Raw genomic sequence first — 20,343 nt, forward strand, 5'->3', positions numbered from 1 at the left:
TAGTTGATCGCCCAGAACCTCAGGAGAACAGCATGCGCCTGATTACGGCCCCGACCAGCCCCGCCTCGCCCACTCGGGTGCATCAGCCCGACCGCGCTCCCCTGCGCGTCGGCCTCGTGCAGCATCGCTGGCACGCTGATGAGGTGACGCTGCGGGCCGAGCTGACCGAGGGCATCCGTCTGGTCGCCGAGGCCGGTGCCCGCATCGTTTTTCTGCCCGAGCTCACCCTCAGCAAGTATCCCGGGAATGTGCGTGCCACCGGAATTCCCAAAGCGGACGCCGAGCCGCTCCGGGACGGCCCGACCTTCGCCTTCGCGGCCGCCCAGGCGCGACTGCACAATGTCATCGTGCACGCGTCACTCTTTGAACAGCCGGCTGAAACCGACGCCCCCGACGACCCGCGCGGGTACAACACGGCCATCCTGGTGTCGCCGACCGGTGAGCTGCTCGGCCGCACCCGCAAAATGCACATCCCGGTCACCGCCGGCTACTACGAGGACACCTACTTTCGGCCGGGGCCCGCCGAAGACGCCTACCCGGTCTACACCGCGGCGGGCGCACGCCTCGGCCTGCCGACCTGCTGGGACGAGTGGTTTCCCGAGGTTTCCCGGCTGTACGCGCTCGGCGGAGCAGAGATTCTGGCCTATCCCACCGCGATCGGATCCGAACCCCTCTTTCCAGACTTCGACACCCAGCCGATCTGGCAGCAGGTCATCGTGGCTAACGGCATTACGAGCGGACTTTTCATGGTCGTGCCAAACCGGCACGGCGACGAGGGTGACCTCACGTTCTACGGCTCGTCGTTCATCTCCGACCCGTTCGGACGGGTGCTCGTCGAGGCGCCGCGCGGGGAGTCCGTGGCGCTCGTGGCGGATCTCGACCTGGCCCAGCGCGTGGAGTGGCTCAGCCTGTTCCCGTTTCTGGCCACCCGCCGCCCGGGCAGTTACGCGCGGCTGACGGCGGCCGTCGACCCAGCGCATCCGTTTGGCAGGCCGGGCGCATGACCTGGCGGATGCCGGCCGAAACCGCGCCGCAGGACCGGGTCTGGATGGCGTTTCCAGCCGCCGACTACACCCTCGGCGACAGCGCGGAGTCGGCGCACGAGGCACGACGTGCCTGGGCCGCCGTGGCGCACGCCGTGGCCGACTTCGAGCCGGTGACGATGGTCGTCGACCCGGCTGCTCGCGCCGACGCCGCCCACTATCTGGGGAGCGGCATCGAGGTTGTCGAGGCCGCGCTGAACGACAGCTGGATGCGCGATATCGGCCCGAGCTTTGTGCACGATGACGCAGGCCGCCTCGGCGCCATTGACTGGACCTTCAATGGCTGGGGCGCGCAGGACTGGGCCAGCTGGGACAAAGATGCCTCGATCGGCCGTTTCGTAGCGGATGCCGCCGGTGCCGCTGTCGTCTCGTCACACCTCGTGAACGAGGGCGGCGGAATCCACGTCGACGGTGCGGGTACGGTTCTCGCGACGAAAAGCGTGCAGCTCGACCCCGGGCGCAATCCCCGCGCCACGCGGGCCTCGGTCGAGGCTGAATTGCGCCGCACGATCGGTGCCGAACACGTGGTCTGGCTGCCGCGCGGCCTAACCCGCGACCAGGCGCGGTTCGGCACCCGCGGTCACATCGACATGGTCGCCGCGATGCCGTCGCCCGGCACGATTCTGCTGCACGCGCAGAACGATTCGGGGCATCCCGACTACGCGCTTACCCGGGAATTTCGAGCACTCTTGGCCGACGCGCACGATGCAGCCGGGCGACCGTTCACGATCATCGATCTGCCGGCGCCAGCCGTGCTGCGCGACGATGAGGGGTTCGTGGACTACAACTATGTAAACCATCTCGTCGTCAACGGCGGCGTCATTGCCTGCAGTTTCGGCGAGGAGCGCACCGACGCAGCAGCCCGCGAGGTTCTCGCAGCCGCCTACCCGGGGCGACGGGTGGTGTCGGTCGACGCGCGGCCGCTGTTCGCGCGCGGCGGCGGCATCCACTGCATCACGCAGCAGCAGCCGTCTTAGCCGGTCAGGGCGCTGCGGCTACCCGGCGATTGTGCCAGGCACGAATCACGAGGAATGGAACCAGCACGGCGACGATGAGCAGCGCGAAGGCCCAGGCGCCGAGCTGCGGCGTCATGACGTTGCCCCCCAGATCACGAGAGCGACGGCGTCGACGTTCAGTAGAACGGATGCCCGCGGCCGGCTGGGCGGGCTGGTGAACAGCGGCAACGGAACGGCTAAGTTTGCCCAGACGAGGTGGAGAACAGCGAGGATGCCGCAGGCGAACCCGGCGAGAACGAGGTGCCGAAGATGACTGCCATGCGATTTGCTCCCCTGATGACTCGCTACCTCCACGAAATAACCCTACTTCGGCTGCATCCTAATGGCCCCGTCGAGACGGATAGTTTCTCCGTTGAGCATGGGATTTTCAATGATATGCCGAACCAGGAATGCGAACTCCTTCGGGTCTCCGAGCCGGGACGGGTGTGGCACCTGGGCGCCCAGGGAGTCCCGCACCGACTGCGGCAGCCCCTGCAGCATGGGGGTGTCAAAGATGCCGGGCGCAATCGATACGACTCGAATCAGGCTCTGCGCAAATTCGCGGGCGAGCGGAAGGGTCATCGCGGCGACGCCACCCTTGGACGCAGCGTAGGCCGCCTGCCCGATCTGCCCGTCAAACGCGGCGACCGATGCCGTGTTGACGATGACGCCGCGTTCGGCGCCGCCTTGGCGGTGTGGGTCACCCACGGGTTCGGTGCGCTGCATCGCCGCGGCGGCCAGTCGCACGACGTTGAACGTACCCACAAGGTTGATGCGAATGGCGCGCTCGAAGTCTTCAAGCGGCAGCGGCCCGTCGCGGCCCACCGTGCGAGCCCCGGGCGCGATGCCGGCGCAATTGACCACGATACGGAGCGGGCTCAACGCCATCGCGGTGTCGACGGCGGTCTGCACGTCGCCAGCGCTCGTCACATCACCTGCGACGAACCGGGCCCTGTCGCAAAGCGACGCGGCGATCTCCTCCCCGGGAGCGCCAGGCAGATCCAGCAACACCACGGATGCCCCGGCTTCGTGCAGGGTGCGAACGCAGGCCAGGCCGAGGCCGGAGGCGCCTCCGGTGATGAGGGCGGAGCATCCGTTTATATTCACTAAATCCTCTCGATCAGGGTGGCGTTGGCCATGCCGCCGCCCTCGCACATGGCCTGCAGGCCCCACCGGCCACCGGTCATTTCCAGGTGGTTGAGCAGGGTACCGAGCAGACGGGTGCCCGAGGAACCGAGCGCGTGGCCGAGGGCGATGGCGCCGCCCCGCGGGTTGAGGCAATCGGGGTCGGCGTGAAGCTCGCGCAGCCACGCCAGCGGCACACTCGCGAAGGCTTCGTTGATCTCGTAGGCGTCGATGTCGTCGATATTCAGGCCAGCCCGAGAGAGGATGCGCTGGGTCGCCGGAATCACGCCGGTCAGCATGAGCAGCGGGTCACTTCCTAACACGGTGAAACTGTGAAACCGGGCGCGGGCGTTGAGACCGAGCTGGGCCGCCCGCTTGGCGCTCATGATCAGGGTCGCTGAGGCGCCGTCGGTCAGCGGCGAGGAGTTGCCGGCCGTGACATGCCAGCCGAGATTCGGAAACCGGGCGGCGAGGGCATCGGTGCGAAAGGCGGGGCGCAGGCCGCCCAGCGAGGCGTGCGACGTGCCGGCGCGAATGGTCTCGTCCTCGCTGACCACGCGGCCGTCCGGCCGGGTGACGGTCACGATTTCACCGGAGAAATCGCCCCGTTCGGTCGCCGCAGCGGCGAGCCGGTGGGAGCGTGCCGCGTAATTGTCGAGGGCGTCGCGGCCGAGGTTCCATTTTTGGTTGATGAGCTCGGCGGAGACGCCCTGGTTGACGAGGCCGTCGGGGTAGCGCGCATGCATGAGCGTGCCGAAAGGGTCCTGCCCGCCGGCCGATGACCCGAGCGGAACCCGGCTCATTGACTCGACGCCACAGGCAATGACGATGTCAGCGCTGCCGCTCATGACGGCCTGGGCGGCGAAGGCGGTTGCCTGCTGGCTGGATCCGCACTGCCGGTCGATCGTGGTGCCGGGGACGGTGTCGGGGAACCCGGCGCTGAGCAGAGCGGTGCGGGTGACGTTGGTGCTCTGCTCGCCGACCTGGCTGACGCAGCCTCCGATCACGTCGTCAACGAGCGCCGGGTCGAGGTTGTTGCGGCCGACCAGTTCGCGCAGCACAGTGGCCAGGAGGTCGGTCGGATGAATGCCATCGAGAGCGCCCCCCGGTTTGCCCCGGCCCGACGGGGTACGCAAAACATCCACGATGACAGCTTCATTGCTCATGACCACAGCCTAGGCCCGGCGGGGCGCCCTCAGCGGGCGCTGTGTTCGGTTACCCGGAGAGCGCCCACATGGCCACTGCACTCGCCGCGGCGACGTTGAGCGAGTCGATGCCGTGCTTCATCGGAATCTGCACAACACTGTCCGACGATGTGAGCGCCTCGGATGTGAGCCCCTCGCCTTCGGCGCCGAGCAGCAGTGCCAGGCGTTCATGCCCGGTGCCGTCGAAGTCGCGCAGGCTGACCGCACCCGGGGTCAGGGCGAGAGCGGCGACGTGAAAACCGTGCCGGGTGAGCAGGGCGCGGGTTGTCGTCCAGTCACCGACACGGGTCCACGGCACCTGCAGCACGGTGCCCATGGACACCCGGATGGCCCGGCGGTAGAACGGGTCTGAGCAGCGGGGCGTGACTAGAATGGCATCCGCTCCGATCGCGCCGGCGGAGCGAAAGATGGCGCCGACGTTGGTGGGGTCTGACACGTTTTCGATAATGACGATGCGGCGCGCACCGGCCAGCAATGTGTCGGCGTTCGGCAGCTCAGGCCGGTGCATCGAGGCAATCAGGCCGCGGTGCAGAATGTACCCGGTGAGTTCGGCGAGCATTTCTCCCGGGCCCACGAACACGGGAACCTCGGCCGCGTAGTGGCCGAGCACCGAGAGTGCCTCGTCGGCCGTATTGCCGAGCGCGAGCACCGACCGCGGAACATGCCCGGCACGTAAAGCCCGTTCCAGCACGAGCGCCGATTCGGCGATGTAGAGTCCGTGCTCGGTGCCGCGGGCCTTCTTCAGCGCCACATCGGTGAGGTGGGCATAGTCGACCAGTCGCGGGTCGCTCAGGTCGTCGATCGCGATCAGGGGCATCCGCAAAGTCTAACCAGCCACCCGGACGCCGCCCCTCGCCCGGGCGCTCGGTCTCCCGGCCCGGGCCACTTCGCGCCTAACTCCTGCAATTTGCCAATCGAGGCCGTTCGACCCCCGAATTTCCGAGGGGCGAACGGCTACACGCCGCAGATTGCAGGAGTTATGCGCCACGGTGGCTCGAACTGGCGCAGCGGAGGTAGAACTACTTCTTAGTGGGCACCGTCTGCACGGCCAGGGCGAGCGTGCCGTCGGCGAGGCTGCCCCAGGCGTACACGATGGTGTTCGTGCTCGAGGCGATGTCGACGTCGGCCGGCCCGATCAGCGCCGCCGTGGTTCCGGCAGCGGCAACCGCTGCCGAGATGGTGCCGACCGGCAGCACGAGCAGGGATTCGTTGGGGTTGGTCAGGCCAGTGATGGCGGGGGCGCCGTTGGCGAGCACGTCGACGGCCGGGGCGGCAGCAACGTGGCGCACGGTCAGGCGGCCCTGGCCGTCACCGGGTGCGGACGTGTCGTTGGTGAACAGCGCGGCGGTCGGAACTCCGGCCTCGCTCAGGTGGGCAACCGCGGTGTAGTTCAGTCCGGAAGCGACCGCGAGGTCGACCGGGCCGATCACGGGGGCGCTCGCGTCGGCGGCATCCGCTGCCGTGATGGCGAGGGTGTAGGTGCCGGCCGCGATGCGGAACGTCTTCGTGAGGGTGCCGGGCTCGAAGTCGTCGATGACCAGTTTGTCATCGACGTACACATCGACCACGACGCCGGGGATGGCATGCAGCACCGAAACGGATGCCGACGCGGCGGCCCGCGTGCGCACCGTCTGTACGAACAGGGCCAGGTCACCCTCAGCTAGGCTGCCCCAGGCGTAGACGATGGTGTTGGTGCGCGGGGCGATCATGACATCGGCCGGGCCGAGCAGCGGCGCGGTCGTTCCGGCCGCAGCGACGACGGCGCTGATCGTGCCGACCGGCAGGTCGAGCACAGCCTCCGACGGATTGGTCAGGCCGGCGACGGCGACGGCGCCGTTCGCGAGCACGTCCACGGCGGGAGCGGCCGCGACATGGCGCACGGTGAGGCGGCCCTGCCCGGCAGCCAGCGGCGCGGTGTTGTCGTTGAACAGCGTTGCGGTGGGTATACCGGCGTCAGTCAGGTGGGCGACGGCCGTGAAGCTGCGATTCGCCGTGACGGTCACGGTGCTCGAACCACTCAGTGCGAGGCCGACCAACGGTGAGCCATTGGCGCTGCCGCCGAGTTCGAGGGGGTTCGACGCGGAGATGTCGACGGTGTGCGTGCCGGCCGCAATCTTCAACGGCCCGAGCAGGGTGCCCGGCTCGAAGTCGTCGACGACCACGCGGCCGTCGACCGAGATGTCGAGGGTGAGGCCGGGGATGGCATGCAGCACCGACACCGATCCGGTGCCCGGCGAGGTGGATGCCGCGGGTACGGCCGCCTGCGCCGGCGCGAGCCCGGCGAAAGCTACGAGGAGGCCGGCGGATATTCCGACGGCGATGGACTTGCGCATTGCTACCTCCATGGGTCGTTACGGAAGGCGGCTTACCTCCCTTGGTAACACCTTCCCCGCCCCCGCGGGATTCGGATGCACCGACAGTGAGTAATTCTCAGTAACCCGCGAGCAGTTCGCCGCGCACGATCGAGTCGCCGGAGTGCGCCGGGTCGCCGTCGGCGGGTTCGGCCGACACATCGACGAGCGGGTACTGGTCTAGGTCGACGCCGGCGGGAACGGTGAAACGGCCGGTGGACCCGTCCAGAAATCCGAGACTGACCAGGCCGGAGGCATCCGCTTTCAGCAGCCAGACCTCGCGCAGGCTTGCGCCGGCCGGCGCGTCGAGGTCGACGACGACCGAGCGCTGACCGTCGACGGATTCTTCGACCCTGGCCAATCCGCTCGCGGTCCAGCCAGGCAGTGCACCGAGGGTGGCTTCGGCCATAACCCGCTCAGCGCCTCCGGTGGTGGTCGCCACGCCGATGGCGATGCCACCGGCCAGCCCGACCAGGCCGACGGCCGCCGCGACCAGCACCCACCGGAGATGAGGAAACTGGCGAACCGGTGAGAAAGCGGCCGGTTCGCCGCGTTTGCCAGCGGATGCGTGCGGCTCGGCCGCGGCGTCCGTCGGGTAAGAAAGCGGCGGGGGCAGCGGCGGTGTGCGTACGGCGTCGCTCAGTGCGAGTTCGGCGTGGATGCTCGCCCAGACCTCCTCGGGCGGCGTGAGCAGACGGTCGGGCCTGGCCGCTCGACCGAGTTGCACGACCTGCCGCAGGGCCAGGTACTCGCCCGCACACTTGGCGCAGGCCGCGAGGTGGACGCGTTCTGCATCGCTCACGTCGAGTTCGGCCAGGGCGTGCAGGTGCAGGTCATCGGTGACGATGTGGGTGCGGTCGAGGTGGGCGCGGTCAGTAGGAATCATCGGACACCTCCAGCCGGGTGCGCAGCCGGGTCAGGCTGCGGCGCATGTGGCTCTTGACGGTGCCGAGCGGCAGTCCGAGGCTGTCGGCGATTTGCACCTGGGTGAGATCGTCGAAGAAGGCCAGGCGCATCACCTGGCGCGGGACCGGCTCGAGCCGGTCGATTTCGTCGCCGACCAGTACCCGGTTGACCACGCTGATGCTGTCGTCGACACGGTGTGCGGGTACGGTCGCGGCGAGCGCTTGCTCGATGCGCCGTTGTCGATTGCGCGCCTCGTGGGTGTCGGCGATCACGTGCCGGGTGATGCCGGTCAGCCAGGCCGGCAGCCGGGATCGGGCCGGGTCGAACCCGGCACGGCCGCGCCAGGCTGCGATGAACACCTTCTGGGTGACGTCTTCGGCATCAGCCGCGTTGGCGAGGGAGCGCACGGCGATCGTGAAGACCAGCGACGACCAGCGGGCGTAGGCGGCAGCCAGGGCCCGCTCATCGCCGTCCTGAAAGGCGCCGGCCAGGGCTGCGTCATCGTCGATGGGTGCGCTCACGTCGGGGTGGGTCCTTCGGGCCAAAACTCGAACCGGGCAGGGGCGCGGCTGCGGCACCGTTTCGGTGTCGACCTCCGCGCCCACCAGCATAGTGAGTTTCCTTCGACTCGGCAGCAGCTTCACCACGCAGCAGGGGCCACAGCAGCAAACCCGACGTCGCCGGCTGCGGCCCTCCCCGACGAAAATCACCTAACCTGCTAGTTCTCGCCTCGAACGCATAGCGGATGCACCCGGTCGCGATTCTGCGCGCGGGTTGCGGCATCGCTCGTTACGCGTGCCGGCTAGGACACGGGCGTGAGCGTGTATTTCGTCGACAGGTACTCCTGGATGCCCTCGAGGCCGCCCTCGCGACCGAGACCGGACTGCTTGACACCGCCGAACGGCGCGGCCGCGTTGGAGACGACGCCGGTGTTCAGGCCCATCATGCCGGTCTGCAGTTTGTCGATCATGCGCTGGCCGCGGGCGAGATCGGTCGTGAAGACGTAGCTGATCAAGCCGAACTCGGTGTCGTTGGCGAGGCGCACGGCATCCTCTTCATCGGTGAAGGTGCTGATTGCCAGCACCGGGCCGAAGATCTCATCGCGCAGGATGTCGCTGCCGGGTGCGACATCGGTGAGTACGGTGGGTGCGTAGAAGGTGCCCTCACGCTCGATGGCGCTGCCGCCGGTGAGCAGGGTCGCGCCGCGGGTGAGCGCGTCCTGCACGAGGGAGTCGGCCTTCGCGACGGCTTTCTGATCGATCAGCGGGCCAATGGTGATGCCGGCCTCGGTACCACGCCCGATCTGAAAGGCTTCGACCTTTTCGGTGACCCGGCGGGCGAATTCGGCGGCGACGGACTCGTGCACGATGAAGCGGTTGGCCGCGGTACAGGCCTGGCCGATATTGCGAAACTTCGCGAGGAGTGCACCATCGACGGCTTTATCGAGGTCGGCGTCGGCGAAGATGACGAACGGGGCGTTGCCGCCGAGCTCCATCGACGTGCGAAGCACGTTTTCGGCGGAGAGCTTGATGAGCGCCTTGCCGACCGGGGTCGACCCGGTGAAGCTGAGCTTGCGGAGGCGTGGATCGGCGATGATCGGCTCGGTCACCGCGCCGGACTGGGACGTCGTGATGACGTTGACGACACCGGCTGGCAGGCCAGCCTCTTCAAGCAGGGCCACAAAGTGCAGGGTGGTCAGCGGTGTGAGGGCGGCCGGCTTGACTACGACGGTGCAGCCGGCGGCGAGCGCCGGGGCGATCTTGCGGGTCGCCATGGCCAGGGGAAAGTTCCACGGGGTGATCAAGAGGCAGGGTCCAACCGGGTGCTGGGTGACGATCGTGCGACCGGTGCCCTCGGGGTTGGTGCCGTAGCGACCACTGATGCGCACGGCTTCTTCGCTGAACCAGCGCAAGAATTCACCGCCGTAGCCGACCTCGCCGAGCGCTTCGGGCAGCGGCTTACCCATTTCGAGGGTCATGAGCAGGGCAAATTCCTGCTTGCGCTCCTGCAACAGGTCGAAGGTGCGGCGCAGAATTTCTCCACGTACGCGGGCCGGGGTCGCCGCCCAGTCAGCCTGCGCGGCGTCGGCGGCGTCGAGGGCGGCAGCGCCGTCGGCCACGCTCGCGTCGGCGATGGTTTTGATGACACGGCCGGTGGCCGGGTCGACGACATCGAGGGTGCGCCCGCCGGTGGCGGCAACCCATTTACCGTTGATGTAGAGCTGGCTGGGCACGCGAGCGAGCAGTTTGGATTCGTTCGTTGGCGCTTCGGTAACAACCGTCATTGCATCTCCCATGCTTGTGTCTGCCCGTCGATCTGACGGTAGTAGCCTAGCTCTGCCCACCGACAAGGTCGCAGGCCGCTCGGTGTGGGATCGAGCCGCTGTTCGACGGGCTTGCGTCGTTCGCGTGATCGTATATTATTTCAAATACACACGCAGCGCTGCGAGAGGACCTCACATGCAGAACCCCACACCATTTACCGGCACCCCCGGCAAGGTGATTGCACTGCATCTAAACTATCCCTCCCGCATTGCCCAGCGCGGCCGCGTGCCGGAGCAGCCCTCGTACTTCCTGAAGCCCGGCACCTCGGTGAGCGCCTCGGGTACCCCGATCGAACGCCCGGCCGGCACCGAACTGCTCGCCTTCGAGGGCGAGATCGCCCTCATCATCGGCCGCAGCATCCGTCGAGTGAGCCCGGATCAGGGCTGGGCGGCTGTCTCTGGTGTCACCGCCGCGAATGACTTCGGCGTCTACGATTTACGCTACGCCGACAAGGGGTCGAATTTGAAGTCCAAGGGCGGAGACGGCTTCACCCCGCTCGGCCCGAACGTGCTCAACGCCAGAGGCGTTGAACCCGATGCCCTGCGGGTGCGCACCTGGGTCAACGGCGAGTTGGTGCAGGACGAGAGCACTGCAGAGCTGGTCTTCCCGTTCGGTCGCCTGGTCGCCGATCTCTCCCAGTTGATGACGCTCGAGCCGGGCGACGTGATTCTCACCGGAACCCCCGCTGGGTCTTCAGTAGTGCAGCCCGGCGACGTGGTCGAGGTCGAAGTGGATGCCCCGACCGCGCCGGGAGCGCCAAGCAGCGGACGACTGGTCACACCGGTCGTCGCGGGCGCGGTCGCGATGGCCGAATACGGCGCCAGTCCGAAGATCGACGATCTGCAGCGAGCTGAGGCCTGGGGTTCAGCCGAAGCAGCCGGACTACCGGAGGCCGGTTCCACCATTCTGACCGACGAGCTCAAAGCGAAGATCAACTCGGTCGGCACCGCCACGCTCAGCTCGCAACTGCGCAAGCGCGGCCTGAATAACGTCTCGATCGACGGACTTCAGTCCACACGTCCCACCAAACGCCTGGTGGGGCTCGCCCGAACGCTGCGATTCATTCCCAACCGGGAGGACCTCTTTATCGCCCACGGCGGCGGCTACAACGCGCAAAAGCGCGCCTTTGATTCGCTTCGCCCCGGAGACGTACTCGTGATCGAGGCCCGCGGCGAGACCGGCACCGGCACGGTCGGGGACATCCTCGCCCTCCGCGCGCAGGTCAACGGCGCGGCCGGCCTCGTGACGGATGGCGGGGTGCGCGACGTGACCGCCGTGGCCGCCCTCGAGATGCCCACTTACTTCGCCAACGCGCATCCTGCCGTTCTCGGCCGCAGGCACGTGCCGTGGGACACGGACCTCACCATCGCCTGCGGCGGTGCGGCGGTGCAGCCCGGCGATGTGATTGTCGGCGATGCCGACGGCGTCCTCGTGATTCCGCCACACGTGATCGAAGAGGTTGTCACCGACGCGATCGAGCAGGAGCGTGAGGAGACGTTTATCGCCCAGATGGTTGCCGCGGGCGAAGGTGTCGACGGGCTGTACCCGATGAACGCCAAGTGGAAGGAACGGTACCGAGCATGGCTGCAGTAATAGCGCTATCGGTGAGCAAGTCCGAACTCGCCTATCAATGGATCAAGGCGCGCATCTCCGACGGAACGTTCACGCCGGGCTACCGTTTAGTTCTAGGCGCGATCGGTAAGGACCTGGGCGTGAGTGTCGTACCGGTGCGCGAGGCTATCCGCCGCCTTGAAGCGGAGGGGCTGGTCACCTTCGAGCACAACGTCGGGGCGCAGGTCGCCATGCTCGAAGAGACCGAATATCTCTATACAATGCAAACGCTGAGTGTCGTCGAGGGCGTCGCGACCGCACTGTCGGCGCCGTTCATCACCACCGCCGACATTGAACGCGCCCGCACGGTCAACCAGGCCATGACTGCCTCCCTCGAAGACCTCAACCCGCACCGGTTCACCGAACTCAACCTTGAATTTCACTCGATCCTGTTCGAGAACTGCCCGAACCCGCACATCCTCGATCTGGTGCACCGCGGCTGGAACCGCATGAAGGTGTTGCGCGACTCCACCTTCAGCTTCGTGCCCGGCCGCGCCCGCGACTCGGTAGCGGAACATGACAACCTGCTTCAGCTGATCGAGGCGGGCGCCGACGCGCTCACGCTCGAGCTGGCCGCGCGCGCTCACCGCACCGGCACGCTGGATGCCTTCCTCGCCTACCAGAAGTCGCATCATCTCCACATCGAAGTCGAACCGTCCCCGAGAGAGAAAGCCTGACCATGACGCAGACGTCTGTCCAGACAACGCACTATGTTCCCGATGACCTACCCACCAGCATTCGTCACTTCATCGGTGGAAAATTCGTCGACAGCGTCGATGGTGAGACGTTCGAGGTGCTCGACCCGGTGTCGAACCAGACCTACGCCATCGCAGCCGCCGGCCAGCAGGCCGACATTGACCTGGCCGTCGCCGCCGCGAAGGTCGCCTTCTCCAGTGGACCCTGGCCACGCATGCTGCCCCGGGCCCGCGCCCGGGTGCTGCACCGCATCGCCGACGCCGTCGAGGCGCAGGATGCCCGGCTCGCCGAACTGGAAACCTTCGACACCGGGCTGCCGATCACGCAGGCGCTCGGCCAGGCGCAGCGCGCGGCCGAAAACTTTCGGTTCTTCGCCGACCTGATCGTGGCGCAGGCCGACGACACTTACCAAGTGCCAGGCCGACAGATCAACTACGTCAACCGTAAGCCGGTCGGTGTCGCCGGGCTGATCACGCCGTGGAACACCCCCTTCATGCTCGAAAGCTGGAAGCTTGCCCCCGCGCTCGCCTCCGGCTGCACCGTCGTGCTGAAACCGGCCGAATTCACGCCGCTGTCGGCGAGCCTGTGGGCGGAGATATTTCGCACCGCCGGGGTGCCAGACGGCGTATTCAACCTGGTCAACGGTCTCGGCGAGGAAGCCGGCGATGCGCTGGTCAAGCATCCCGACGTGCCGCTCATCTCGTTTACCGGTGAGACGACGACCGGCCAGACCATCTACCGCAACTGCGCGGCGAACCTCAAGGGCATGTCGATGGAGCTCGGCGGCAAGTCGCCCGCCGTCGTCTTCGCCGACGCCGACCTCGACGCCGCCATCGACTCGACCCTGTTCGGTGTGTTCTCGCTGAACGGCGAGCGCTGCACGGCGTCGAGCCGCATTCTGGTCGAGCGCTCCATCTACGACGAATTCTGTGCCCGCTATGCGGCTCGCGCTCAACGCATCGTCGTCGGCGACCCGCACGACCCGAAGACTGAGGTCGGCGCGCTCGTGCACCCTGAGCACTACGCCAAGGTCATGAGCTACGTCGAAATCGGCAAGACCGAGGGTCGACTACTCGCCGGCGGCGGCCGCCCCGAGACACTGCCAGAGGGAAACTACGTCTCCCCCACGGTCTTCGCCGATGTCGCCCCGACCGCCCGCATCTTTCAGGAGGAGATCTTCGGCCCGGTCGTGGCCATCACCCCCTTCGAAACGGATGCCGAAGCGCTCGCGCTGGCCAACGGCGTGAAGTACGGACTGGCGGCCTACATCTGGACCACCGACCTGGTTCGCGCGCACACCTTCGCCCAGTCGGTCGATGCCGGGATGGTCTGGCTCAACTCGCACAACGTGAGGGACCTGCGCACCCCGTTCGGCGGCGTCAAGGCTTCCGGCCTCGGCCACGAGGGCGGCTACCGATCGATCGATTTCTACACCGACTCGCAGGCCGTGCACATCACACTCGCCCCGGTGCACACGCCTCGTTTCGGCGGCAACTAGCCGCGCCGAGCATCAGCTTTAAACCGCAGCACACCGCGTCACCCTCAACGAGGAGAACCCCATGACACTCAGCCCGATCCCCACCCCCACCGCTACCGCGCCCGACATCCTGCGCTGCGCCTACATGGACATCGTCGTGACCGACCTCGCCAAGTCGCGCGAATTCTACGTCGACATTCTCGGCCTCGTCGTCACCGAGGAAAACGACACCGAGATCTACCTGCGCAGCTTCGAAGAGTTCATCCACCACAACCTCGTGCTGCGCCAGGGGCCGATCGCCGCGGTCGCCGCGATGGCGTTTCGGGTACGCAGCCCCAAAGACGTCGACCTCGCCGAGGCGTATTACCAGGACCTCGGCTGCCGCACCGAACGTCGCGCTGAGGGCTTCGTGACGGGCATCGGCGACAGCGTGCGCGTCGAGGACCCGCTCGGCTTTCCGTATGAGTTCTTTTACGCGAGCACCCACGTGGAACGCCTCGCCTGGCGCTACGACCTGCAGGGTCCGGGCGCGCTCGTGCGCCTCGACCACTTCAACCAGGTCACCCCCGAAGTCGGCCGCGGCCGTAAATACCTTGAAGACCTCGGCTTTCGTGTCACCGAAGACATCCAGGACAAAGACGGCGTCACCTACGCCGCCTGGATGCGCCGCAAGGACACCGTGCACGACACCGCCCTCACCGGCGGCAACGGGCCGCGCATGCACCACATCGCCTTCTCAACCCACGAGAAGCACAACATCATCTACATTTGCGACAAGCTCGGTGCGCTGCGCAAGAGCGACCTGATCGAACGCGGGCCGGGCCGCCACGGCGTCTCGAACGCGTTCTACCTGTACCTGCGCGACCCCGACGGCCACCGCGTCGAGATCTACACGCAGGACTACTACACCGGCGACCCCGACAACCCCGTCGTCACCTGGGACGTGCACGACAACCAGCGCCGGGACTGGTGGGGCAACCCGGTCGTTCCCAGCTGGTACACGGATGCCTCCCTCGTGCTCGACCTCGACGGCAACCCTCAGCCGGTCATCGAACGCACCGAATCCAGTGAAATGGCCGTGACCGTCGGCGCCGACGGCTTCTCGTACACTCGTAAAGACGACGAGCTGGCCGGCTTTAAACTCGGCACCACCCTTTAGGAGCGGCGCCCATGCTTGATCACTCAGTCATTGAAGAAATCGTCGACGAACTTGTCGCGGCCGGGCTCACCCGGTCGACGGTTCCCCTTCTGACCACCCGCCACCCCGGGATGACCGTCGACGACGCCTACGCCGTGCAGAGCCTGTGGAAGGAGCGCGGCATCGCGGCTGGCCGCCGGCTCGTCGGCCACAAGATCGGTCTGACCTCCAAGGTCATGCAGGTCGCCACCGGCATCACCGAACCCGACTATGGTGTGATCTTCGCCGACGAGGTCTACGAGAATGGCGCGAGCATCCGGTTCGACAGCTTCTCGAACGTGCGCATCGAAGTCGAGCTGGCGTTCGTGCTGGGCAAGCCGCTGTCCGGCCCCAACTGCACCTTGTTCGACGTGCTCGATGCCACGGACTACGTCGTTCCGGCGTTGGAGATCCTCAGTTCGCGCATTGAGATGCCCGGCCGCACGATCGTCGACACCATCTCCGACAACGCAGCGATGGGCGGGATAGTGATGGGCGGCATTCCCGTGAAGGTTGGCGATATCGACCTGCGCTGGGTGTCGGCACTGCTGTACCGCAACCAGACCATCGAGGAATCAGGCGTCGCCGCGGCCGTACTGAACCACCCCGCTGCCGGAGTCTTCTGGCTGGCGAACAAGCTCGCCCAGCACGGAACCAGCCTTGAGGCCGGCGAGATCATTTTGGCCGGCTCGTTCACCCGTCCGATGTGGGTGCAGCAGGGCGACACCGTGCACGCCGACTACGGACCCTTGGGAGCCATCACATGCCGATTCGAGTAGCAGCAGAGCCGACCTTTCGAGACGTTCTCGGGGGCACTGAACGGGCGCAGATCGGCATGTGGGTGTGTTCCGGCAGCGCGCTGGTCGCGGAAATCTGTGCCGGTAGCGGCCTGGACTGGCTTTTGATCGACACCGAACACAGCCCGAATGGCCTCGAGTCCACGCTCAGCCAGCTGCAGGCCGTACACGGCTATCCAATCATGCCGCTGGTGCGCGCTCCGATCGGGGATCGGATCATCGTGAAGCAGCTGCTCGACCTCGGCGCGCAGAACCTGCTCATTCCGATGGTCGACACCGCCGAGCAAGCCCGTGACATGGTGGCCGCGGTGCGTTATGCGCCACACGGCGTTCGCGGCGTCGGCAGTGCCCTCGCCCGGGCGTCCCGGTGGAACCGCATCGACGACTACCTGGCCCGCGCCAACGAGACGATCTCCCTGTTCTTGCAGATCGAGACGATGGATGCCGTGGCCAATATTGCCGAGATCGCCGCCGTCGACGGCGTCGACGGCCTGTTCATCGGCCCCTCCGACCTCGCCGCCTCGATGGGCCTGCTCGGTCAGCAGGACCACCCCGACGTCGTCGCCTCGGTCGAGCAGTGCATCCGCACCGTCACGGCGCTCGGTAAGCCCGTTGGTGTCAATGCTTTCGCGCCCGCGACCGCCGAGCGTTACCTCGCGGCGGGCGCCCGCTTCGTGCTCGTCGGTGCCGACGTGGCCATCCTCGCCCGCGCCTCGGAGAAGCTCGCCACCTCCTTCATCAGGCCAGCGGGTCTGGCCGGACCCGAGGTTCCGCGGCGGAGTTACTGAGCGACAGAATGACTGAGCGACAGAGCCGAATGCGAGAATAGGAGCGTGTCGATCCCAGAATTCGCCGAGACCTCCGGCAACCCCGCCTCGGCGCCCGCCGCGCACTCGCAAACGCTGTCGCGCGGCATCCGTGTGCTGGAAATTCTCGCTGACACCGATGAGCCGATGAGCATCGTCGATATCGCCAACGCCCTCGACGTGCACCGTTCGATCGCCTATCGCATCCTCCGCACCCTCGAAGATCACGGCCTCGTCGTGCGCGACCAGGCCGGACTGGTGCGGCTCGGCCCGCGCCTGGCCGCCTTGGCGCGGGGTGTCTCGCGTGACTTACAGGCCGCTGCCCTGCCCGTGCTCACGCGCATCGCCAACGAGCTCGGCATGACCGCGTTCATCGCGGTGCTCGACCAGAGCGAGGTCGTCACGCTTGTGAGTATCGAACCGCGGAAGGCCCAAGCGACGGTCGCACAGCAGCCCGGCACACGGCATCCGCTGAATATGGGCGCACCGGGAATCGCCATCCAGTCAGGCCTGAACGCCGGTCAGTGGGCCGCGCTCGGTCTCGCCGAAGTTCGCCGGAGCGAGGCCGGTGAGGTCGCCACTCTCGGCTATGCCGCCAGCCACGACGAGGTCGTTCCCGGACTGTCGTCGATCGCCGTGCCCCTGGCTGTACCCGGGCAATCACCCGCCTCGCTCGCCGTCGTGTACATCTCGAGTTTGCACTCCCCCACCGACATCGGTGCAGCGCTCACCGAGGCTGCGCGCACGATCGTCGCTGAGCTTCGCTGATTATTTGGCCATGCACAGGCTTTGCATGCCCACTCGCACGGTCGAACCAACGTTCCGGGCGCGCAGTTGCGACACGACGCTGGGCTCGTCGGCATAGGCGTAGAACTCGCTGTTCTCGGGGGCGCTGGGGTGGCCATCGGTGGCCCATCCCGTCGTGATTCGAAGATACGCGGCGGCCGCGGCGTCGTAGTTGACGTCCCAGTCGTCGGTGTCCGCGCCGGAGAACGTGAGCTCCATGCCGTAGCCGATTCCCGTACCCAGGCAGTCGAATGCATAGGGCGCGGCCGCCACGGCCGGGCAGCCTCCCGGCCACGTAGGCGAAGTTCACCTCGGATGCTGCCGGCGCGACCCTCGGCACCGACCAGACACCCGCGATCACCCCGATTATCATGCTCGCAACGCCCAGCACGAGCACGACGGACAGGCCGATAGTCACGCCCTCAGCGGTCGCGCTGGCCCACGCATCGGGCCCGGTAGAACAGAGCATGCGGGGCGGAAAAAAATCGTAGCGCACGCGGTCGCCCGGGCTTTGTACCCGCGCGCACGTCTCGTAGGGGTCCCAGGCGTTGAGCACGAAGGTGGCCGTGCCGATCGGCCAGAGCAGAGTCACGATCAAGCCGGCGATGAGCACGCCGAACACGCTGCGGGCTCGCAGCACGGCGGATTTCTCTGAAGTCATTTCTTCCAAACTAGCGGTCTGCATGCCGAAATCGCTCGTGGCCGCCCCCGTGCAGGGTGCAAAATCGCACTCTGGTAGCCGCAACATATCGATACCACACAATACTGACCAATAGGTAGGTAATCTTTGGTTTAGCTGCCATACTGCCCCAGTGCCGATATTCTCCGCACGATCCACACACTTCGCCGCAGCACCCGACCCAGCACCGCAGTGAGATACGAGGGAGTATTCCATGGCTTTTACGACCGAGCGCACGCAGGCAACCAGCGCTAAACGGAACGAAGAACGGCGGGTCCTCGCCGGCACGATGGTGGGCACCACCATCGAGTGGTACGACTTCTTCATCTACGCCCAGGCCGCCGGCCTCGTGCTGGCCGGCCTGTTTTTCGCACCGCTCGCCGGAGAGAACGAACCGCTCGCCCAGCTGATCGCCTGGGCCTCGCTCGGCATCAGCTTCCTGTTTCGCCCGCTCGGCGCCATCGTCGCCGGACACCTCGGTGACCGCATCGGCCGCAAGGCCATGCTGGTCTTCACCCTCGTCATGATGGGCGCGGCCACCGCGCTCATCGGCCTGCTGCCAACCTTCGACCAGATCGGCGTCTGGGCACCGATCCTGCTGATCGTGCTGCGCATCCTGCAGGGCTTCTCGGCCGGCGGCGAATGGGGCGGCGCCGCGCTCATGAGCGTCGAGCACGCACCAATCAACAAGCGCGGATTCTTCGGTGCCTACCCGCAGATCGGCGTTCCAGTCGGCCTCATCCTCGCCACCGGTGTGATGATTCTGGTCACCACCTCGATGAGTGAAGAAGCGTTCCTCAGCTGGGGTTGGCGCATTCCGTTCCTCGTCTCCGTGCTACTCATCGTTGTTGGCTGGGTCATCCGCCGCGCGGTCGCTGAGAGCCCGGTCTTCAAGGAGATGCAGACTCGCAAGAAGGAGTCTGCCGCCCCGCTCAAGCAACTGTTCCAGAACCACTCGCGACAGGTCATCCTCACGGCACTGATCTTCATCGCCAACAATGCGGCCGGTTACATGCTCATCGCTTTCTTCAGTTCATATGCCACCAAGCCCGCCGAAGCTGGCGGACTCGGTATGGAGCGCACCCCGGTGCTCATCGCCAGCACCGTCGCCGCCGTGTTCTGGCTCGCGTCGACCATGCTCGGTGGCATCCTCTCCGACAAAATCGGCCGCGTGCGCACCTTCCAGCTCGGCTACGCCTTTCTGTTCATCTGGGCGATCCCGATGTTCCTGCTCATCGATACCGGCGACATCGTCTGGTTCGCGCTCTCGCTCATCATCCTGGCGAGCGGACTCGGCTTCTCCTACGGCCCGCAGGCCGCGCTCTACGCCGAAATGTTCCCGGCCCAGGTGCGCTACTCCGGCGTCTCAATCGGCTACGCGCTCGGCGCGATCCTCGGTGGCGCGTTCGCTCCGCTCATCGCGCAACTGTTGCTCGACGAGACCGGCCAGTCCTTCTCCATCGGCATCTACCTCATGGCCCTCGCTACAATCTCCTTCGTCGCGGTGACCCTGGTCAAGGAAACGCGCGGAGTTCCGCTGGGCATCAGCACCCACGAGTAGCTCTCGCAAATCCGAACCGTGCCGCCGAGAGTAAAATCCGGGCGGCACGGTTATTCCGTGCTCCCTTGGACCGAGCCCGGGCTCAGGTCAAGAATTCCAGGGCGGCTTGCTTGAACTCGCCAGCGGTCAACGCGCTGAGGTGGGTGCGGCCGGGCAGTTCGACGTACCCGGCACCGCGCTCGGCCGCAATCAGCGCTACCCCGGCCGGAATCTGGTCGGCACCGCCCGCCACGAACAATTGCCGGATGCCCACTGGCACGTCCAGGGTGCTTCCCGCCATCCCCTGCACGCACGCCATCAGCGCCTCCCGGTCGGCTCCGGCGATGAGGGCCGGCCCGAGTACGGCGGCAATGGTCGGGTCGGAAGAAAGGTCGCCAGAGCGCAGGAACCGGTTGACCTCGCCCTGATCCCAGGTATCGAATAGTTCGAGCGGCCCGGCTCCGCCGAGCACAAGGCTGCGCACGCGTTCGGGCGCAAGCCGGGCCATGGCGGCCACGACCCGCGACCCCAGGGAATAGCCGATGACATCGACCCGCTCAAGCTCCAGCATGTCGAGCACAGCCACGAGGTCGGCGGCCAGCTGCCTCGGTAGGTAGTCGTCAGAGCGGTGCGGTTTGTCGCTGCGCCCATGTCCGCGCAGGTCGGGCGTGATCGCGCCCCGCCCCACTTCCCCGAGCGCCCGCACCCACCCCGAGCCAATCCAGGTGACCGCTGCGGTCGACGCGAAACCGTGCACGAGCAAAACCGGTCGTTCCCCCGGCGCGGCATCAAAGGCAACACGCACCCCGTCGAGCCGTCTCGCGA

20 protein-coding genes are annotated in these 20,343 nt (G+C 66.8%); 10 read left to right on the forward strand and 10 right to left on the reverse strand.

The window, feature by feature from the left end; translation table 11 throughout:
• The first annotated feature begins 32 nt into the window (after positions 1-32).
• Together CXY70_RS04540 and CXY70_RS04545 are read left to right on the forward strand one after the other, a co-directional pair.
• On the forward strand, positions 33-1,004 hold the full coding sequence (locus tag CXY70_RS04540) for a nitrilase-related carbon-nitrogen hydrolase (protein ID WP_104191196.1): 972 nt from the start codon (positions 33-35) through the stop codon (positions 1,002-1,004).
• Positions 1,001-2,020 carry an agmatine/peptidylarginine deiminase gene (locus tag CXY70_RS04545; protein ID WP_104191197.1) on the forward strand — a complete coding sequence of 340 codons (1,020 nt, stop codon included), beginning with the start codon at positions 1,001-1,003 and terminating at the stop codon, positions 2,018-2,020. The genes CXY70_RS04540 and CXY70_RS04545 overlap by 4 nt, the downstream gene beginning before the upstream one ends.
• A 111-nt stretch (positions 2,021-2,131) precedes the next feature.
• Here the strand turns inward: CXY70_RS04545 and CXY70_RS04550 are convergent, their stop codons facing one another.
• The 8 genes from CXY70_RS04550 to CXY70_RS04585 all read right to left on the reverse strand — a co-directional run bounded on the left by CXY70_RS04550 (position 2,132) and on the right by CXY70_RS04585 (position 9,909).
• On the reverse strand, positions 2,132-2,353 hold the full coding sequence (locus CXY70_RS04550) for a hypothetical protein (protein ID WP_104191198.1): 222 nt from the start codon (positions 2,351-2,353) through the stop codon (positions 2,132-2,134).
• Positions 2,354-2,362: 9 nt separating this feature from the next.
• Entirely contained in the window at positions 2,363-3,145 is a 783-nt protein-coding gene (locus tag CXY70_RS04555; protein WP_104191199.1) for a 3-hydroxyacyl-CoA dehydrogenase, read from the reverse strand.
• Positions 3,145-4,329 carry a thiolase family protein gene (locus tag CXY70_RS04560; RefSeq protein WP_104191200.1) on the reverse strand — a complete coding sequence of 395 codons (1,185 nt, stop codon included), beginning with the start codon at positions 4,327-4,329 and terminating at the stop codon, positions 3,145-3,147. Before CXY70_RS04560 ends, CXY70_RS04555 begins: the two co-directional genes overlap by 1 nt.
• Positions 4,330-4,378: 49 nt before the next feature.
• Entirely contained in the window at positions 4,379-5,185 is an 807-nt protein-coding gene (locus CXY70_RS04565; RefSeq protein WP_104191201.1) for an RNA methyltransferase, read from the reverse strand.
• Positions 5,186-5,387: 202 nt separating this feature from the next.
• Complete coding sequence (locus tag CXY70_RS18260; protein WP_233205735.1) at positions 5,388-6,701, reverse strand: DUF4397 domain-containing protein; 1,314 nt, start codon at positions 6,699-6,701, stop codon at positions 5,388-5,390.
• A 97-nt stretch (positions 6,702-6,798) separates the two neighbouring features.
• On the reverse strand, positions 6,799-7,605 hold the full coding sequence (locus CXY70_RS04575) for an anti-sigma factor (RefSeq protein WP_104191202.1): 807 nt from the start codon (positions 7,603-7,605) through the stop codon (positions 6,799-6,801).
• Positions 7,592-8,236 (reverse strand): RNA polymerase sigma factor, encoded by a 645-nt coding sequence (locus tag CXY70_RS04580; RefSeq protein WP_104191203.1) that lies wholly within the window; start codon positions 8,234-8,236, stop codon positions 7,592-7,594. Before CXY70_RS04580 ends, CXY70_RS04575 begins: the two co-directional genes overlap by 14 nt.
• Before the next feature lie 191 nt (positions 8,237-8,427).
• Entirely contained in the window at positions 8,428-9,909 is a 1,482-nt protein-coding gene (locus tag CXY70_RS04585; protein WP_104191204.1) for an NAD-dependent succinate-semialdehyde dehydrogenase, read from the reverse strand.
• Between the two features lie 175 nt (positions 9,910-10,084).
• Here CXY70_RS04585 and CXY70_RS04590 point away from each other — a divergent pair, with 175 nt between their 5' ends.
• From CXY70_RS04590 to CXY70_RS04620, 7 genes are all read left to right on the forward strand, one after another.
• Positions 10,085-11,542: a fumarylacetoacetate hydrolase family protein gene (locus CXY70_RS04590; protein ID WP_104191205.1), complete on the forward strand. Its 1,458-nt coding sequence runs from the start codon at positions 10,085-10,087 to the stop codon at positions 11,540-11,542.
• Positions 11,530-12,237, forward strand: a complete 708-nt coding sequence (locus CXY70_RS04595) for a GntR family transcriptional regulator (protein WP_104191206.1) — start codon at positions 11,530-11,532, stop codon at positions 12,235-12,237. The genes CXY70_RS04590 and CXY70_RS04595 overlap by 13 nt, the downstream gene beginning before the upstream one ends.
• 2 nt (positions 12,238-12,239) lie before the next feature.
• Positions 12,240-13,754 (forward strand): 5-carboxymethyl-2-hydroxymuconate semialdehyde dehydrogenase, encoded by a 1,515-nt coding sequence (gene hpaE / locus CXY70_RS04600; protein WP_104191207.1) that lies wholly within the window; start codon positions 12,240-12,242, stop codon positions 13,752-13,754.
• A 61-nt stretch (positions 13,755-13,815) separates the two neighbouring features.
• On the forward strand, positions 13,816-14,892 hold the full coding sequence (gene hpaD, locus CXY70_RS04605; protein ID WP_104191208.1) for a 3,4-dihydroxyphenylacetate 2,3-dioxygenase: 1,077 nt from the start codon (positions 13,816-13,818) through the stop codon (positions 14,890-14,892).
• Between the two features lie 11 nt (positions 14,893-14,903).
• On the forward strand, positions 14,904-15,689 hold the full coding sequence (hpaH, locus tag CXY70_RS04610; RefSeq protein WP_104191209.1) for a 2-oxo-hept-4-ene-1,7-dioate hydratase: 786 nt from the start codon (positions 14,904-14,906) through the stop codon (positions 15,687-15,689).
• Complete coding sequence (locus CXY70_RS04615; RefSeq protein WP_104191210.1) at positions 15,674-16,495, forward strand: HpcH/HpaI aldolase/citrate lyase family protein; 822 nt, start codon at positions 15,674-15,676, stop codon at positions 16,493-16,495. The genes hpaH and CXY70_RS04615 overlap by 16 nt, the downstream gene beginning before the upstream one ends.
• Before the next feature lie 45 nt (positions 16,496-16,540).
• Positions 16,541-17,281 (forward strand): IclR family transcriptional regulator, encoded by a 741-nt coding sequence (locus tag CXY70_RS04620; protein ID WP_233205736.1) that lies wholly within the window; start codon positions 16,541-16,543, stop codon positions 17,279-17,281.
• Here CXY70_RS04620 and CXY70_RS04625 read toward each other — a convergent pair whose 3' ends face one another.
• Positions 17,282-17,572 (reverse strand): hypothetical protein, encoded by a 291-nt coding sequence (locus CXY70_RS04625; protein WP_104191211.1) that lies wholly within the window; start codon positions 17,570-17,572, stop codon positions 17,282-17,284.
• Between the two features lie 620 nt (positions 17,573-18,192).
• On the opposite strand from CXY70_RS04625, the gene CXY70_RS04630 reads away from it, so the two are divergent.
• Positions 18,193-19,539: an MFS transporter gene (locus CXY70_RS04630; protein WP_104191212.1), complete on the forward strand. Its 1,347-nt coding sequence runs from the start codon at positions 18,193-18,195 to the stop codon at positions 19,537-19,539.
• Between the two features lie 82 nt (positions 19,540-19,621).
• Here the strand turns inward: CXY70_RS04630 and CXY70_RS04635 are convergent, their stop codons facing one another.
• On the reverse strand, positions 19,622-20,323 hold the full coding sequence (locus tag CXY70_RS04635) for an alpha/beta fold hydrolase (RefSeq protein ID WP_104191234.1): 702 nt from the start codon (positions 20,321-20,323) through the stop codon (positions 19,622-19,624).
• Positions 20,324-20,343 lie beyond the last annotated feature (20 nt).

This window comes from Cryobacterium sp. Y82 (assembly GCF_002929495.1).
Classification (GTDB): domain Bacteria; phylum Actinomycetota; class Actinomycetes; order Actinomycetales; family Microbacteriaceae; genus Cryobacterium; species Cryobacterium serini.

Coding starts and splice junctions, on each gene's coding strand:
- hpaE (WP_104191207.1), top strand. CDS start 12,240: ATGACGCAGACGTCTGTCCAGACAACGCACTATGTTCCCGATGACCTA.
- CXY70_RS04575 (WP_104191202.1), bottom strand. CDS start 7,605: ATGATTCCTACTGACCGCGCCCACCTCGACCGCACCCACATCGTCACC.
- CXY70_RS04580 (WP_104191203.1), bottom strand. CDS start 8,236: ATGCTGGTGGGCGCGGAGGTCGACACCGAAACGGTGCCGCAGCCGCGC.
- CXY70_RS04615 (WP_104191210.1), top strand. CDS start 15,674: ATGCCGATTCGAGTAGCAGCAGAGCCGACCTTTCGAGACGTTCTCGGG.
- CXY70_RS18260 (WP_233205735.1), bottom strand. CDS start 6,701: ATGCGCAAGTCCATCGCCGTCGGAATATCCGCCGGCCTCCTCGTAGCT.
- hpaH (WP_104191209.1), top strand. CDS start 14,904: ATGCTTGATCACTCAGTCATTGAAGAAATCGTCGACGAACTTGTCGCG.
- CXY70_RS04545 (WP_104191197.1), top strand. CDS start 1,001: ATGACCTGGCGGATGCCGGCCGAAACCGCGCCGCAGGACCGGGTCTGG.
- CXY70_RS04595 (WP_104191206.1), top strand. CDS start 11,530: ATGGCTGCAGTAATAGCGCTATCGGTGAGCAAGTCCGAACTCGCCTAT.
- hpaD (WP_104191208.1), top strand. CDS start 13,816: ATGACACTCAGCCCGATCCCCACCCCCACCGCTACCGCGCCCGACATC.
- CXY70_RS04590 (WP_104191205.1), top strand. CDS start 10,085: ATGCAGAACCCCACACCATTTACCGGCACCCCCGGCAAGGTGATTGCA.
- CXY70_RS04585 (WP_104191204.1), bottom strand. CDS start 9,909: ATGACGGTTGTTACCGAAGCGCCAACGAACGAATCCAAACTGCTCGCT.
- CXY70_RS04630 (WP_104191212.1), top strand. CDS start 18,193: ATGGCTTTTACGACCGAGCGCACGCAGGCAACCAGCGCTAAACGGAAC.
- CXY70_RS04565 (WP_104191201.1), bottom strand. CDS start 5,185: ATGCCCCTGATCGCGATCGACGACCTGAGCGACCCGCGACTGGTCGAC.
- CXY70_RS04560 (WP_104191200.1), bottom strand. CDS start 4,329: ATGAGCAATGAAGCTGTCATCGTGGATGTTTTGCGTACCCCGTCGGGC.
- CXY70_RS04540 (WP_104191196.1), top strand. CDS start 33: ATGCGCCTGATTACGGCCCCGACCAGCCCCGCCTCGCCCACTCGGGTG.